Raw genomic sequence first — 16545 nt, forward strand, 5'->3', positions numbered from 1 at the left:
CAGGTGGGCCTGCAGCAAGGCCAATGTCATCAACTTAAGGAATTTTTCCTATAAATATCATATAATTAGCGCTAAATTCAGCGCATAGGAGAAACCCTTTTGGCCCCTCATTCCACACCGTTTGACACCGCCCAGCAAACCCTGGCTTGAAAATTGTACAAAAAATAACCAGTCAGCTCGATTGTCCCGACTTCATCGATACCCACCGCCAGCGCCCTCACGACTTTACCCGCCGACGCCAACTGACCTTCAAGAACCTCGTCCTGTTTTTGCTCAATCAGCCACGCACCGCCCTGCAAACCGAGCTCGATCAGTTCTATCGCGTGCTCAACCAGGCCTCGGCCGAGACCCAGGTGGTCACCGCGCAGGCCTTCAGCAAGGCGCGCGGCAAGCTCAAGCCCGAGGTCTTCGAGAGCCTCAACCAAACCCTTCAGCAACAGCTCGACAGCCTCGGGCTGCGCCAGACGTGGCGCGGGTTACGGGTACTCGCCGTGGACGGCTCGACCGTCCATTTACCGCTGGAGTCGGTCATGACGCGCTTTTTCGGCTGCCATAGCGAGTTTCCCGTTGCCCGTCTGTCCATGCTCTACGACGTCGCCGACGGCCAGACGCTACACAGCCTGATCGTGCCATCCGCAGTCGGCGAGCGCGATTGCGCCCATCTGCACCTCGAGCATCTGCCCGCTGACAGCCTGACGTTGTTTGATCGCGGCTACCCCGGACACTGGCTGTTTGCGCTGTTCGAGCAGCACCGGCGACATTTCCTGATGCGCCTGCCGTGTGGCTACAACGCGCAGGTCAAACAGTTTCTCCGCTCGGGGCAGACAGAAGACACGCAGTTCTTCTCTGCCAGTCATCCCGAGGCGCGCCTGTTCTGTACCGAGGCCGGCGTCGATCCCGCGGGCCGGGTCGAATTGCGCCTGATCCGGGTCGAGCTAGCCAGCGGTGAAAGCGAAGTGCTGCTGACCTCCCTGCTGGATCGACAGGCCTTCCCGGCCGAGGTGTTCGCGGATCTTTACCACCGCCGCTGGGGCATCGAAACGGACTACCGCCGCCTCAAGCAGACCCTCTGCCTCGACAACTTTAGCGGCCGTAGCGTGACGGCCGTGAAGCAGGACTTTCATGCCGGGCAACTGCTGAAAAACCTAGCGCTGCTGATGCAACATCTGCTGCAACCGGTCATCGAGCAGCGCCACAAAGGCCGCAAGCTGCGCTGGAAGGTCAACTTCACCCAAGGGGTGTCACGCCTCAAGAACACCCTGGTCGACCTGCTGGTACGCCCCGGTGTGCAGGGGCTGGCCAACGTGATGGAGTTGATGGCCAACAGCCTCAGCGCTGTGCGCCCGGGCCGCAGCTTCCCGCGCCAGCGTATGCGCCTGGCCAGTCGCGGCTGCGAGGGCTACAAACCGACGCGCTAAGAACAAGCAGCACCCGAACTGCACCGCAAAAAAGCTGGCCAGACAGCGGCCGGCACGCGCTCGCCCGGAAAACGAGAAATCCCGCCCGCCGAGGCGAACCGGCATCCATTAAGCTGGCGTCTGGGTCGCACATGCGCTGAACTGGGGAGCAAAACCAGTGAAGGCACTGCTGCAACCGCGCGTCCAAGCCCGGGATTTCTTGCCCCGGCCAGGGCTGGGGGCTTAAGTTGATGACATTGGCAGCAAGGCAAGGATTCAAGTATCAAGACCACGTAGCCGTCAGCTTCATCTTCAAGATGCTCCGAGATAGCAGCTACTCCCAGGTGGAATGCGAGACAGCGGACGATATAGTCGCTGTGTTCTACTGTTCGGGGGAGCTAGTCAACGAGTACATCCAGGTCAAGACGACCGAAGGTGACAACAAATGGAATTGGCAAGAAGTAATCGCGCTCGATGGTATCAAGGCCGATTCTTCCCTACTGCACAAATCACTAAAATGCGACGTGCGCCCTGGCCTTGCCCGCTTCCGGATCGTGACTAAGCGCGACGTCGCAAAAATTCTTGAAGGCTTCAAAAAAGAGCTGAATAAGCGAGCTCTTCCTGATACCACCACGGCCCGAGGCAAGGCACTGCTAAAGGCGTTTAAGACGTTCGCCTCCCCGCAAAATCGAGATTTTTCCTACTGGGCGAAAAATTGTGTCTGGCAGGTATACGGTGATGTCGATGCGCTGGAAGCGGTCAATATCAAGGCTTTGTCCCAGCTCGCGGAAGAACTCGGAAACCGGCCCAACTTCACCCAGCTGCAGGCAATTTACGACGAATTCCTGGAGATTGCCGACAAGGCTGCCACGGCCAACGTGAAAACAGCTGCTGCGTCAAAGATCATTCTCCGTGGCCCTGCGCTGGCTCACTTGAAGAAGCTTTTGGACGAGGCTGATGACAAGTCAACGGCCACATCCAAACCCTATAAGAAGCGCCCGGATCCGTTCTTGGTCGAGTTTCACGCGAGCACCAAAGACGGTCTGCTGCATTCATTTTCTGGCTTTGACGTGAAGTATTCGCTAAAAAAATGGCGTCACGAGAACTTTGCGAAACATCTCATCGAATGGCTGCCTGAGTTTTCCCTTAAGGCCAGCGAGATCGTCAACATACTTGCGCACAACGCAGAAGCGATTTTGGCTCGATCAATCAGTGCCTTCAGCGACAGTGAGCTCCCGCGCGACAGGCTCATCGCGGAACTTATTCTCCATTCCATCCTGCGCAGCAGCCAAAACAGCGAGCCCGTTGCATGCAAAGTCTTCTACAAAACCGCCGGCAAGCTTTCGGAGTTTGGCAACGCTCATATCGTTCAGCTACCTGGTCAGGGTGATCAGTTATGGCTAGGTCTTGCTCGCCTGATCGAAGCAAACGATATGGATGCAACGCTGGAGCAGATCTGCGAAGTCCTTGACGGAACGATCTCAGAAACGGTGCTGTCGGCAGAGCGCGAAATCATCATTTCTCTGCGCGAACCCTTACACCACCAGCCTAAAGCAGATGCCTTAAACCAGGCTCTGCATCGCAATTCGCCGGTCGATGACATGCTGAATGTCCTCGGCCTCCCCATCCTATTGACCTATGAAAGTGAAGCGCTCTCGTCAGGCTGGCTTGCTGATTACATAAACAAACTCAAGACAGAGATCGAGACCCACTTCAGCACGTTCACCACACAATTGCCGGAGAACATCAAACAGGTGAAGGTGATGGTCTTTCTGGTGCCAATGGAAAGCATTGAACTGCTGATCAAGGCGTTCAACGCTCGCTGCAAAAAGCTGGAAGAGTTACAGGCATGAGCTGATACCGGCTCGTCGGTTGCACAGCAGAAGGTACAAGAGGGTGACGGTATCCCGAGCGGGTCACCTTGCCTCGGAGACCTCAAGGGATGATGCGGTCATGAACTACGAAACGATCAAGAACAAGCTGACGAAACTAGGTGATGAGGGTGCATCGACGATTGATGTGCTGCAGGCCATCAACGCCGTCGTCAACAGAAGTAGCTCTGAGTGGGAAGGCCGCGACCTAGTGATCCGAGCACTCGACAAACTCAAGCTTTTCGACGCAGTCGAACAGTCGTTGCTGCTCAACATGGTACGCGCCGTCGGGCTATTCCCCTACATCACGCCTCACCTCAGTAGCATGGCGCTTTCTGACCGCTTAGCTTACGAGGCTCACAGGGTTGAAGGTGTAGAGCAGGGTATGGTGTTTCATCATCTGCAGGCCCACGTTTTCAGCTTGATCATGCAAGGCCGAAACGTGGTGCTCAGTGCTTCTACAAGCGTCGGAAAGAGCCTCGTAATCGACGCTGTACTGGCACAGCGGCGATTCAAAAAGGTGGTTGTGATCGTTCCGACCATTGCTCTGATCGACGAAACCCGTCGTCGCTTGGTCAAACGGTTCAGGGACTTCAACCTGATCACGCATCCTAGCCAGGAAGCAGAGCCAGACACAACTAACGTCTACCTCCTCACGCAGGAGCGTGTTATCCAGCGTCCAGACCTTTCGGATGTGGAGTTCTTCGTCCTAGACGAGTTCTACAAAATCGACTTGGCGAACGACACAGACGAAAGCACCCGAGCCATTGATCTGAGCCTGGCCTTCCACAAGCTCGCCAAGACTGGCGCTCAGTTCTACATGCTCGGGCCACACATCCAGAAGATCTCTGGCTTGGATGGTTACGAGTACCACTTCATCCCGTCCGACTACAGTACCGTCGCGGTCGACATCCAGAATTTCAATCTGGGTATGCGCTCCGAAGAGCGAAAGGAAAAGCTGCTGGAGCTGGTCGCAACTCTGGACTCGCCTACCCTGATCTACTGCCAGGCCCCCCCCAGCGCGAACAGAGTCGCCGAGTATTTGATCCAGGAAGCTGGGCTGACCCCTGTGCCGGAAACGAAAGAAATCGCCGCTTGGATTTCCAAGCACTACCACCCTGAATGGAACGTTGCCAAGGCAATCTCTTTGGGTATCGGGATTCACCATGGCGGGGTGCCGCGTGCACTGCAGCAGTACATCGTCAAGCTGTTCAACGAGGGCATAATCAAGCGGATCATCTGTACGTCGACAATGATCGAGGGCGTTAACACCTCAGCAGAAAACGTGATCATTTACGACCGTCGCCTGAACACCTCGACGTTCGATTACTTCACGTACAAAAACATTTCCGGTCGTGCAGGCCGCATGAACAAGTATTTCATTGGCAAGGTCTTCATGCTCGAAGCGCCCCCCCTTGAGCAAGGCCTCACCGTCGAGTATCCCATCGGCCATCAGGACGAGAGCTCCCCGATGGGGCTTCTCATGCAACTGGAGAACGAGTACCTGACCGACATCTCGCGTGGACGGCTCCAAGAAGCGTACGCCAACCCCGTACTTTTGCCGACCACTCTGATCGAGAATCGGCACATTCCTATTGAACGGCAAGTCGAGGTGGCGGAAACGATCATTCGAGACCTGCCGAATAGTCGAAAACTGCTGGGCTGGAAAGGCATCCCTGAGCCGAACCAGGTCAACTACCTGTGTGAGCTGGTCTACAGCTTGGAGGGCAGTAACCTGATGGATTACGGGATATCGTCCAGCTCGCAATTGGCTTGGCACATCAATGAGCTCCGAACTCAGAAAGACCTGCCAGCTTACTTAAGAGACGCGGTGGCGAATCGGTGGCAGGAGAACACACCCAGCGAAGCGATCAACCTACGCCTAAAATTCATTAGGAACATGGTCTGCTTCCGATTGCCTCGAGACATCATGGCCGTCAACAAAATTCAGGCTGACGTGCTGGCGAAAAGAGCGATCGAGCCGGGCGACTTCAGCTTCTTTGCTGAACAGTTGGAAAACATGTTCCTTGACCCGCTACTCACCGCATTGGACGAATACGGAATTCCCACTCAGATCTCGACCCAGATCAAGAACCTCATCTTGCCGTCGGAACATCTGAACGACCTGCTGGCGAAACTTCGGGCACTGGCTCCAAGAGTAGAGCGCCTTCAACTGACCGGCTTTGAGAAGAGCTTAATGCGTTGGGCAGTGGCCGAAATGTAACGTGCCTGGCAGCATGCAGAGCCTTGAGCAATCGGGGACAGACCACAATACTGATGTTGCTGACCGACCGATTTTGGCCGGTTGTCGCCTGTCGTGACGGACTCTTCCTACATGCTCCGTCGGCCAAATGGATGCAAATGGCTGGTCAGATGAGCGCAATTACTCATTGGCAACTGCAACAGACAGAACCCTCTGCACGAAAGGTGCCCCCGACGACATAACCTGAGTATCGATGGGGTAACCTGCGGCACTCCGGGAGTATCGCCAGACACCGGAGCGACACACCTGGGCTGTCGCAAACTCGCGCTGCGATACGCTACCCCTGTCGCATGCACTAGCTGCGATACACCCTGCATATCGCACATGCGGTTTGCGACACTCTTGCAGTGCCGCATGCGGCATACACACTGCCTGACGGGGCACCGAAAGCAGCCAAAACCGGCACAGCGAGTGCCACTTATGGCGCAAAGTGTGCCCAAACTGGCACTGCTTTTATCGGTTATACTTTTAAATGTAAGTCAATTAAATCAATGACTTATATAAATATAACATAACCAAATCGCCCTCCACTGGCCAGCATTTTTGAATGCTCCGATTTCCGCTAAATCGCCGATGAGCAGGTTCGTGCTGCTGGGCTCGCCCTTTCAGCGCCATGGCGCTGGCTGCTTTTTGATTTTGATGACAAACCGCTTGCGCGCGCTTTTGCTCACGGCGCACGCTGAATTTAGATGAGGCGTGTCGCGTGAGTGAGAGCGCGCACCTCTTACTCGCGGCGCGAGTAAGAGGGCGTTGTGGCAGTTCGGACGGAACGAGAAAAAACGAAGCGAAGGCGTAGTGCATTTCAGTGTAGGCCGAACTGACACAACGCCATTCGCGAAGCGGCTTAGCTTTGTCATCAAAACAACAAGAAGAGAGATGACAGCGATGCAACCGACAACCTTGAAGCGGTATCAGACCAGAGCACAACATTTCTATCGGACTCGCTGCGGCGAGGACGATCCATCTTCGGCGCAGATTTGCGCGGCTTTGCAGGCCTGCGCTAGCGAGTACCGCCCCAACTCGTTCAGCACGCTCAAAAATTCGCTGATGAACGATCAGCTCGCTCGTAGCAACAGCAACGCAGCAGCTGCAATCAGAAAGCTGATCAATCCGGTCACAGCGCCTGATAGCAAGATGACCAGAAAACCCAAGCTGAAACAGATTCGTAAAGTCCCCTTCGAGGACTTCAAAGCACTGTACAAGCACCTTCATGCCGGGGTAATCTCGATGAAGCCGCTTCGCTTGTCCTGGCGAACTGCATAGGCGTGCGTCCTTGTGAGATGCGCACGATCTCTGTCACAGGGAACCTTGTGTGCGGATTTCGGAGCATCGTGACCGGCCGTTTCGGTAGATCGTGACCGGTCATTTCGCTAACGCGTGACCGCTCATTTCGGTAGCAACGTGACCGATTTTCCGCCCGTTCCGAAACCGGCGGTCACGGCTTACCGAAATCGCCGGTCACGGCTTAGCGAAAGCCTTCCCTCTCGTTGCGCATGACCTGATGCGCCGTCACCCTCGCCCGATTTCGGGAGGGGAAGATGGCGGCGCCGCGAGTAGCCATGCGAAACATCAAAGAATGTCTGCGCCTCAAGTTCGAGGCCGGTTTGTCCCACGAGAAGATCGCCCGCGCCTTGCAGTTGTCCAAAGGCGTGGTCAGCAAATACGTCACGGCGGCGCGCGTGGCCGGACTGGACTGGCCGGCGCTGGCGGCCATGGACGAGGCCGCACTGGCGGCCGCCTTGTTTGCGTCGGCGCCGACAAACAAGCCGCGCGGTGAGCGGGTGCCACCCGACGTGCTGAGCATCCACCGCGAGCTGCGGCGCAAGGGCGTGACCTTGCAGCTGCTGTGGGAGGAATATCTCGCCGCGCATGCGGGCCAGCCGACCTACCGCTACACCCAGTTCGTCGAGCACTACCGGCGCTACGCCCAGACGCTCAAACGTTCGATGCGCCAGGTGCACCGCGCGGGCGAGAAGCTGTTCATCGACTATGCAGGGCCGACGCTGCCGGTGGTCGACCCGGCCACCGGCGAAGTCCGCCGGGCGCATATCTTCGTCGCCGCCCTGGGCGCCTCGAATTACACCTATGCCTGCGCGACGCCGGGCGAAACCCAGGTGGACTGGCTGACTTCGCTGGGCCAGGCACTGACCTACTTTGGCGGTGTGCCGGAGATGGTTGTGCCGGACAATCCGCGCGCCCTGGTCGCCCAGCCAGATCGCTACGAGCCGGGTCTGAACCGGGCAACGCTGGAGTGTGCGCGGCATTACCAGACGGTGATCCTGCCGGCCCGGCCACGCAAACCCCAGGACAAGGCCAAGGCCGAGGTGGCGGTGCAGGTGGTCGAGCGCTGGATCATGGCGCGACTGCGCCACCGGCAGTTCTTCAGCCTGCATGCGCTTAACCAGGCCATCGCCGAGCTGCTGGAGGAGCTGAATCGACGCCCGTTCAAGCGCCTCGATGGCTGCCGGCGCGACTGGTTCGAGCGCCTGGATCGCCCGGCCTTGCGAGCGCTGCCGGTACATCCCTACGAGGTCGCCAGCTTCAAGCGCTGCAAGGTCAACATCGACTACCACATCGAGGTCAATGGCAGCTTCTACAGCGTGCCCTCCGCCCTGGCCCGGCAGAGCGTCGAGGTGCGGCTGACAGCGCACACCCTGGAAGTGCTGCATGGCAACCGGCGCGTGGCCAGCCATGTGCTGCTGGGCCGTCGCGGCGCCTACAGCACCCAGCGCGAACACATGCCCGCCGCACACCAGGCCCATCGCGAATGGACGCCGCAACGCCTGCTCGACTGGGGCGCGCGGATCGGCCCCTACACGCGCCAACTGATCGATCACCAGCTGACCCACAAGCCGCATCCGGAGATGGGCTACCGCGCCTGTCTCGGCCTGCTCTCGCTGGCTCGTCGCTACGGCAATGCACGCTTGGAAGCCGCCGCCGAACGGGCCGTCCAGCTGCGCGCCTTCACCGGGCGCAGCGTGCGCAACCTGCTCCAGCAAGGCCTGGATCAGCAGCCGCTGCCCACGCGCACCGCCGAAACGAGCTTACCCAGCGACCACGAGAACGTCCGTGGCGCCGACTACTACCACCCCCCGCAACAGGAGCTGTTCGATGATGCTGCAACACACCCTGAATCAACTGCACCAGCTACGCCTGGACGGCATGGCCCGCGCCCTGGAAGAGCAATGGACGCTGCCGGCCAGCCACAGCCTGAGCTTCGATGAGCGCCTCGGCCTGCTGCTCGACCGCGAACTGGCCTGGCGTGACAACCAGCGCCTGGTACGGCTGCGCAAGAAGGCCAAGCTCAAATATGCCAACGCCTGCCTGGAAGACCTCGACCGCCGCCCTGGCCGCGGCCTGGATGAGCGCCTGATCGCCAGCCTGGCAGGCGGCGACTGGATCCGCCAGCAGCACAACCTGCTGCTGACCGGCGCGACCGGCGCCGGCAAGACCTGGCTGGCCTGCGCCCTGGGCAACCAGGCCTGCCGCCAGGGCTACAGCACTCTGTACCTGCGCACCCCGCGCCTGTTGGAGCAACTGCGCATCGCTCATGGCGACGGCAGCTTCGGCCGTACCCTGCAACAGCTGGCCAAGGTCGATGTCTTGGTGCTGGACGATTGGGCGCTGGCCCCGCTGGAAGAAGGTGCCCGGCACGACCTGCTGGAAGTGATCGACGACCGTGCCGGCAACCGCTCCACCATCCTGGCCAGCCAGTTACCAATCGAACACTGGCATGGCTGGATCAACGACCCGACCCTGGCCGACGCCATCCTTGACCGCCTGGTGCACAGCGCTTACCGACTGACGTTGAAGGGCGAGTCACTGCGCCGGAAAAAAGCTGAGGAGCAAACCGCATCGTGACCGATGCGATTACAATCCACAACCCGCGCAACCGGGGCGGAAGCACCGGTCACGTATTAGCGAAACGCTCGGTCACGTTCACCGAAATCCGCACCTTGTGCAAATCATCGGTGGCAAAAAATCCGCAGAGCTACACCGCGGCGCCGACCGAACCCTGGTGATCGACAAACCCAACATTCTGAAATTGATTGAATGGGCCGCACATAGGATGTCGAAGTGCCCGCGCACCAACACGGCTATTCGGGATCGGTTTCGCCGGGAGTCACGATCTCTATGGTCGAGACGCAAACAGGTTCCGACACTGAAGAGCTTCCGGCATCAGATGGGCTCCATCCTTAAGGCTTCCGGAGAAAGCCCAGAAACCCAGGCGTACGTCATGGGACATCGGTGCATCAGCTCGCTGAGCGTTTACGGGGATAGTCGACTGGGAGCAGGCATGAAGGCTCACGTTCGTCCTGCCGACAGTGCTGACCTGACAAGCATTCGCCAGCCACATAAGCCTCCAAGATACGGACAAGGACGCAGTCTGGGGATGATCGAGTTTCCTGCTGCAACCAGGGGACATTGGTATACGGAGATGAAGCAACGACGAAACGGTAAGAGCCAGCACAATCCGTGAGCCGGGCTAAGGAAACTCCAAACAGGCTTCTGCTGGTCTATTGAAATAGTATTCCAGTGGTCTCTGAGCCCTACCGCATTACCCAGCCGCTCAGTGCAAACGCTATTTGTCCACTTATAGAACAGATGTGTCCAGATAGTGAACACTCAAACCCCGCGATTATCGTATTCAGATGCTGGTCATTGTCGGACATCGCCACTGCTCAGTCGATAAGACGCCCAGATCAAGGCCTGGCATAACCCTTGCTTAAGACAACTTGCCGCACATGCAGCCGATGAAATACGAAAACACAACAAGAGGATCTGATTAATGAGCGGAAGTTCTTCGCTGCTGCCTTTAAATCTATGGCAAGAGCGCCTATTCAATGGGGATTGGGTGACTAGTCCGCTATCACCAATGGATGTAATTGAGCCCGCGACCGGTAACTCCCTTGGTCGTATCGCCCTGGCTGACGCCAACGTTGTCGCAGCTTCTAATCGAGCAGCTCGTGCGGCGCAGGCCAGCTGGTATGGATTGTCGTATGATGAACGCTCTTCGGTGCTGCGTAAGGCTGCACAAATTGCCGAAAACTACTTCGATGAAATAGTTGGCTGGATCATTCGTGAAAGCGGTTCCGTACAAGCCAAGGCAGCTTTTGAGGTCAGTCTAAGCATTAAGGCACTCTACGAAAGCTCGGCACTTCCTTCCCGAAGTCAAGGTGAAGTTCTTCCGTCTACTGCAGGAAGGCTAAGCATCGCCCGCAGGCGTCCTCTAGGTGTAATCGGTGTCATATCACCTTTTAATTTCCCCCTTTACTTAGCGATGCGCGCTGTTGCTCCAGCATTAGCTCTTGGAAACAGCGTTGTACTTAAGCCGGATCCGCGCACAGCAGTCTGCGGTGGGTTTGCCATAGCTCGGATCTTTGAGTTAGCGGGTTTACCGAAAGGTGTCCTACATGTACTGCCTGGACAAGCAGATGCCGGTGAAGCACTCGTTAGCGACTCCAACATCGCAATGATCCAATTTACTGGCTCAACCGGCGCAGGCCGCAAGGTTGGAGAAGCCGCAGGCCGACATCTGAAAAAAGTATCACTTGAACTCGGTGGAAAGAATTCATTAATTATTCTGGATGATGCAGATTTAGAAATCGCACTGCGAAATGCAACTTGGGGAGTTTATCTCCACCAAGGGCAAATATGCATGTCCACAGGGCGGGTTCTTGTTCAGCGGGGTATCTATCAGAGCTTCCTCGACCGGTTAATTGAGAAGGCCCGTACCCTATCGGTTGGTAACCCGACCGACGCTGGTGTCGCTCTCGGACCACTGATCAATGCACAACAACGAGATCACGCTCATCGGGCAGTCATCGATTCAGTAAAGGCAGGTGCCAAGCTGGAGGTAGGCGGAAGCTACGAAGGTCTTTTCTTCCAGCCAACGGTGCTCAGCGGCGTGCAACCGAACAATCCAGCTTTCCATGAAGAAATCTTCGGTCCCGTCGCCGTGGTCGTCCCGTTCGACTCCGACGTAGACGCTGTTCGCCTTGCGAATGACACTGACTATGGTCTGTCAGCTGCAATCATCTCTAAGGACGTTGGACGCGCACTTAAACTAGGCGAGCAACTGCGAACCGGGCTTCTGCATATCAATGACCAAACGGTGAATGACGAGGTGGTCAATCCTTTCGGGGGCGTTGGCGCCTCCGGCAACGGAACGAGCCTTGGCGGCGTCGCCAATTGGGAAGAGTACACCCAATGGCAGTGGCTAACCCTCAAGGGTGATGCGCCTGCTTATCCTCTCTAATGGGCCAGGAGAACAACTACAAATGAGCGCTGCCTTTCGTGAAATTAAAGCTGCCGTAACACGTAGCAAAGGTGCACCTTTCGTCATCGAATCTGCCCGCATTCGAGCGCCCCAGAACGATGAGGTACTGGTGCGCATCGTGGCCACGGGTATGTGCCACACCGACATGATCGTCCGCGATCAGTACTATCCAGTTCCTCTCCCGGCAGTGCTGGGCCATGAAGGCGCAGGGGTTGTCGAGGCTGTGGGACCGAGCGTGAAGGGGTTGGAGGTCGGAGATCACGTTGTACTGACTTATGGATACTGTGGACACTGCCTTCCATGCGGCAGTGGTCATGCTTCGTACTGTCAGGAGTTTTTTGGGCGAAACTTCAGTGGAGCTGATCCGCATGGACAGTGCGCCCTTGAAGACGCTTCCGGGTCCCCATTGCACGACCACTTCTTTGCTCAATCATCGTTTGCCACCTTTGCTCTGAGTCGTGAAAACAATGCCATTAAGGTTTCGAAAGAAGCACCCATCGAGCTTCTTGGACCGTTGGGTTGCGGAATTCAGACAGGCGCAGGGGCTGTTATCAACTCCCTAAAAGTCACGGCTGGTAGCAGTTTTGCAGCCTTTGGTGCGGGTGCGGTTGGCCTTTCCGCCGTCCTGGCAGCAAAGGTTGCAGGCGCATCGACCATTATCGCCGTCGATGTCGTGCCCTCTCGGCTCGAGTTGGCTCTCGAACTCGGCGCCACGCATGCAGTGAATAGTCGAGAAACGGATGTGGTAAACGCAATCCGGGTGATTACCAAGGGCGGAGTCAATTTTGCGCTGGAGTCCACCGGTCGACCAGAAGTCTTGAGAAATGCGGTCGACTCGCTCGGTGGGCTTGGTTGCCTTGGTGTCGTTGGTGCCCCCCCACTTGGGACGACCGCCGAGTTCGATGTGAATGATCTTCTTTTGGGCGGTAAGTCTATTCGCGGGATCGTGGAAGGGGATAGCGTGCCCCAGAAATTCATCCCGCAACTCGTAGAGCTGTATCTTCAAGGTCGATTTGCTTTCGACAAGCTAATCAAGATCTATCCGTTTGAAGAAATCAATCAAGCTGCTGAAGATAGCGAAAGAGGTATCACCTTAAAGCCGGTACTAAGAATCAGTTAGGTGCAGTTAAGCGACGGGACTCTTCCGTCGCTTAAGCCCATAGATTCAAGATAATGTTAATTTTAAAAACAAAAATAAAAATAGGAGACTCATGTGCGCCAGAGTAAGCTTAAAAACACATTGATTGCCCTGTCTGCGATTATTGCCACCGAAGCTGTAGCCAGCAACGGCACGGTTATGTCCGGCTACGGTATAAAGAATATAACCATGGGGGGTGTTGGTACCGCCCTGCCGCTCGACTCTATTGCAGCCGCAAACAACCCAGCAGGCATGGCAAAGGTCGGGACTCGGGTAGATCTAGGCGTCCGAGTATTTAGAGGAACTGCGCATAACACATTTTTAAGCGAGGATAATGAAAACTCGCTAAATATGACAACAGCATTTCCTGAAATGGGGTTTAATTACCAAATCGACGACAGGACAACCTTCGGGCTTTCTATGTACGGCTCAGGTATGTTGTCGGATTACGATAAACCGTTGCTGCCTATTCCCGGTCTCGATGACTTTTTCGCAAATGCCACTCAGATTACACTGGCTCCGACTTTGACTCGCAAGTTTGGAGACAGCGTTTATATCGGTATTTCCCCCACGCTCAATTATTCAGTTTTTCAAGCAAAGGGCGTTCCTGGTATTGATGATAAAAAAGACACCGCCCATGGCTTGGGTGTTCGCCTGGGACTTCTCTGGGATTTAACACCGCAGCTTTCGATCGGATCAATGTATACGCCCCGAACGAAAATGAGCGAATTTGATCATTACAAAGATAATCTATTGGAACCTGCGCGCGGCAGGTACGACTTAGCAGAGCAGTTCTCTATTGGCTTTGCATACAAGCCAACGGATAGATTAACAGTGGCTGCTGACTACTTGAGGATCTTCTGGAGTGATGTCGATTTTCTTAGCAAAAAAAACAACGGAGGCTACAAGAATCAGAATGTTTGGCGTGCGGGTGTTTCATACGACGTCACCCGGGATTTGACTTTGCGAGGCGGATTTAGCTATGCAGACAACATCATTGATTCAGAGTTTTTAAACGCCAATTTTAATGGCCCGGCAATTTCAAACAAAAGCTTTGGCCTTGGCGCTAGTTACAAGCTCGCTGGAGGATATGAAATTGCAGGAGGCATTGAGCGCCACATTCCACGCTCGATGCGCGGCACAGGCCAAAGCACTGGAACAAATTTAGACGTTAACTACGGCTTTTTTGTACTGGGGATCTCTAAATCATTTTGATCGGCAACACATAGTTTCAAAACAAGAAGAGAGGATTGAATAATGCGGAAAGAAAATGTAGTTACCCCTGATGGCGCAGTTCTTCACTGTGAAGTTCACGGCCAAGGCCCTGCGCTGCTTATGGTTAGCGGCGCAGGTGGGGATGCCGGATATTATTCGGCTGTAGCTGAGATGCTCTCAGATACCTTCACAGTCGTCACATATGATCGACGCTGCAACTCCCGAAGCACTGGCAATTACGATGTTAAAATGACGGTCCAGAAGCAGGCAGAAGATGCCTATCACGTCATTAAAAAACTCGCCGGCGGCAAAGCCATTGTTTTCGGTAATAGCGGCGGCGCGATTATTAGTTTGGCTCTTGCCAAATATCATCCTGAAGTAGTGGATGGAATGATTGCGCACGAACCACCGATTGTGAAGCTACTTCCAGAGGGTGACCCGATGCGGAGTTACTTTGACGACTTGCGTGAGTTCGCTATTAAAGAAGGGAATATCGCCGGGGCGCAAAAGTTTGTTTCTGGCGTTCGAGGTGAGGGTCAATATGAGTGGCCCGCTGATGTCACTCAACGTGTATTTGGGAATTTTGATCAGTTCTTTAATAACGAACTCGAGGCTTCGGGAAGCTTTATCCCTGACTTTGACGCACTCGCCAACCTGAAATTCCCGCTCATCATGGCGGCCGGCCGAGAGGATCGAGGACTTCACTACGCTCGTCCGTCTCAAATTATTGCAGAGAAACTAGGTCTGCCATGGACTGAATTCACCGGCTATCATTTGCCATTCATGGAACGTCCAGTGGAGTTTGCTGCATCACTCAGGATTATTGCAACCCAACTTGCAACCCGCTTAGGAGAGATACCTGGCGAGTGGAAAGTTTCTAGATAGCAAAGGCGATGCTTTAAAGCCACTAGGGTATTTTGTGTTACCCGTTGTCGCTCCACCCTTTGAAGCCGAAACTGTTCGGCTTCTTTTTTATCTGCGAACTTTATGAATAAAATCGTCGCGCAAGAAGTCATACTTAATGCAAGGCTAGGTCTTTTCCATTATAAATTGCTAGTGATCACTACCCTGGCAGTGGCTTTTGCTGGAAATAATTTATTATCTTACAGCGTTGCACTTCCGATTCTTATTCATGACTGGGGTCTTACTACTCTCCAGGCAGGCCTTCTCGGCAGTTATGCTCTTGTCGGGATGATGATTGGAGATTTCTCGTTCGGGTACATCTCCCGCGCTCTGGGAAGTAAAAATACAATCGCCTTTTGCCTGTTCGTACTGGGTGTAGCTTCCTTAATACAAGGCACGGTCACAGGTTACGAGGAATTTGCGGCGTTACGAGTTCTCTCCGGCTTGGCAATCGGCGGGCTAATGCCGAGTATAATATCGACGATGAGCGAGTACTCGCCTCGCAAGCAAAAAAACGTCTTAACAGCAATAATGGTCAGTGGCTATTCCTTTGGAGGAATTGTCGCCTCCGTTATCGGACTGTCTCTGTCAGAGAAATATGGGTGGCGCGTACTGTTTTATGCAGGTGGCGCCCAACTGTTAATTATCCCTTTTGTTTTAAGTATTGTACCAGCCGACATCAACTCACTTATTCATTCGGGCGACTTAGACGCTGTCAACACCCTGCTTAAAAATGCAAATGGAGAATACAAACCTGATATTAACAGCGTCGTAATTTCCAGGCATCAAAAGCACGACCAGCACTCCGCCCTGGAACTATTCAGTCAACGGCGACGATTCGCAACTTTAATTTTCTGGATAATTTTCTTCGGCTGCCTTTTCGTTGCTTACTCAATCATAAATTGGTTGCCGAAAATTATGCTCGCCCGCGGATTTGCTGTTGATTCCAGTATTTTGTTCTTTGTAATGCTGAATGTCGGCGCAATCATTGGCGGTGTATTAGGCGGCATCCTTGGCGACAAGTTCTCAACTGATAAAGTATTGGCTCTATTCTTTGTGGTGTGTGCATTTTGTTTGATACTTATTAGCCAGGTCGAAAGCAAGGAGTTTCTTTATGTTCTTGTTATCGCCTTGGGTGGAACAACAATAGGTTCTCAAACGTTAGTTTATATTTTAATTGCTCATAACCATGCTGCTCCGTTAAGGTCGACAGCCATTGCTTACGCTTCAGGTGTGGGACGAATCGGAGCAATATCAGGACCAGTTGTTGGAGGCATTCTCATCGGAGGCTATCTAACTGTCGGCGCATACTTGGTGTTAATTTCTATATGCACTCTTCTGGCAGCTTTGGCAACTACCTTAGTCCCCAAACCAGAGGCTGAGCACTAACCTAAGTGCTTTCTTTTAGCTACTTTCAAGAGCCGTGATGGACACATTATATATCTTATGGTTATCACTAAGTTGAATGCGCTGACACG

General features: G+C 54.7%; 12 protein-coding genes. All 12 read left to right on the forward strand.

Features of this window, described 5'->3' with window-relative positions; genetic code table 11:
- The first annotated feature begins 146 nt into the window (after nucleotides 1-146).
- The 12 genes from LE197_RS25770 to LE197_RS25825 all read left to right on the forward strand — a co-directional run bounded on the left by LE197_RS25770 (nucleotide 147) and on the right by LE197_RS25825 (nucleotide 16456).
- Nucleotides 147-1418, forward strand: coding sequence for an IS4-like element ISPa45 family transposase (locus LE197_RS25770; RefSeq protein WP_020924943.1), 1272 nt, complete (start codon nucleotides 147-149; stop codon nucleotides 1416-1418).
- A 230-nt stretch (nucleotides 1419-1648) separates the two neighbouring features.
- Nucleotides 1649-3250, forward strand: a complete 1602-nt coding sequence (locus tag LE197_RS25775) for a dsDNA nuclease domain-containing protein (RefSeq protein ID WP_226034113.1) — start codon at nucleotides 1649-1651, stop codon at nucleotides 3248-3250.
- 100 nt (nucleotides 3251-3350) lie between these two features.
- Nucleotides 3351-5492: a DEAD/DEAH box helicase gene (locus LE197_RS25780; protein WP_226033722.1), complete on the forward strand. Its 2142-nt coding sequence runs from the start codon at nucleotides 3351-3353 to the stop codon at nucleotides 5490-5492.
- 915 nt (nucleotides 5493-6407) lie between these two features.
- Nucleotides 6408-6794: a hypothetical protein gene (locus tag LE197_RS25785; RefSeq protein ID WP_226033723.1), complete on the forward strand. Its 387-nt coding sequence runs from the start codon at nucleotides 6408-6410 to the stop codon at nucleotides 6792-6794.
- Between the two features lie 275 nt (nucleotides 6795-7069).
- Nucleotides 7070-8755, forward strand: a complete 1686-nt coding sequence (gene istA, locus LE197_RS25790; RefSeq protein WP_126621873.1) for an IS21 family transposase — start codon at nucleotides 7070-7072, stop codon at nucleotides 8753-8755.
- Nucleotides 8643-9392 (forward strand): IS21-like element IS1474 family helper ATPase IstB, encoded by a 750-nt coding sequence (istB, locus tag LE197_RS25795; protein ID WP_126621874.1) that lies wholly within the window; start codon nucleotides 8643-8645, stop codon nucleotides 9390-9392. Before istA ends, istB begins: the two co-directional genes overlap by 113 nt.
- Nucleotides 9389-9553 carry a hypothetical protein gene (locus LE197_RS25800; RefSeq protein ID WP_226033724.1) on the forward strand — a complete coding sequence of 55 codons (165 nt, stop codon included), beginning with the start codon at nucleotides 9389-9391 and terminating at the stop codon, nucleotides 9551-9553. Before istB ends, LE197_RS25800 begins: the two co-directional genes overlap by 4 nt.
- A gap of 767 nt (nucleotides 9554-10320) precedes the next feature.
- A complete protein-coding gene (locus tag LE197_RS25805) occupies nucleotides 10321-11790 on the forward strand; it encodes a benzaldehyde dehydrogenase (protein WP_226033725.1) in 1470 nt (489 codons plus the stop codon).
- Between the two features lie 22 nt (nucleotides 11791-11812).
- Nucleotides 11813-12931, forward strand: coding sequence for an NAD(P)-dependent alcohol dehydrogenase (locus tag LE197_RS25810; protein ID WP_226033726.1), 1119 nt, complete (start codon nucleotides 11813-11815; stop codon nucleotides 12929-12931).
- A gap of 93 nt (nucleotides 12932-13024) precedes the next feature.
- The gene (locus tag LE197_RS25815; RefSeq protein ID WP_226033727.1) at nucleotides 13025-14164 is read left to right on the forward strand and encodes an OmpP1/FadL family transporter; all 1140 of its coding nucleotides are present in this window, start codon (nucleotides 13025-13027) and stop codon (nucleotides 14162-14164) included.
- Nucleotides 14165-14206: 42 nt separating this feature from the next.
- Entirely contained in the window at nucleotides 14207-15049 is an 843-nt protein-coding gene (locus LE197_RS25820; protein ID WP_226033728.1) for an alpha/beta fold hydrolase, read from the forward strand.
- Nucleotides 15050-15151: 102 nt separating this feature from the next.
- Nucleotides 15152-16456: an MFS transporter gene (locus LE197_RS25825; protein ID WP_226033729.1), complete on the forward strand. Its 1305-nt coding sequence runs from the start codon at nucleotides 15152-15154 to the stop codon at nucleotides 16454-16456.
- Nucleotides 16457-16545: the final 89 nt, after the last annotated feature.

It is taken from the genome of Pseudomonas sp. PS1(2021) (assembly GCF_020405165.1).
Taxonomy (GTDB): domain Bacteria; phylum Pseudomonadota; class Gammaproteobacteria; order Pseudomonadales; family Pseudomonadaceae; genus Pseudomonas; species Pseudomonas aeruginosa.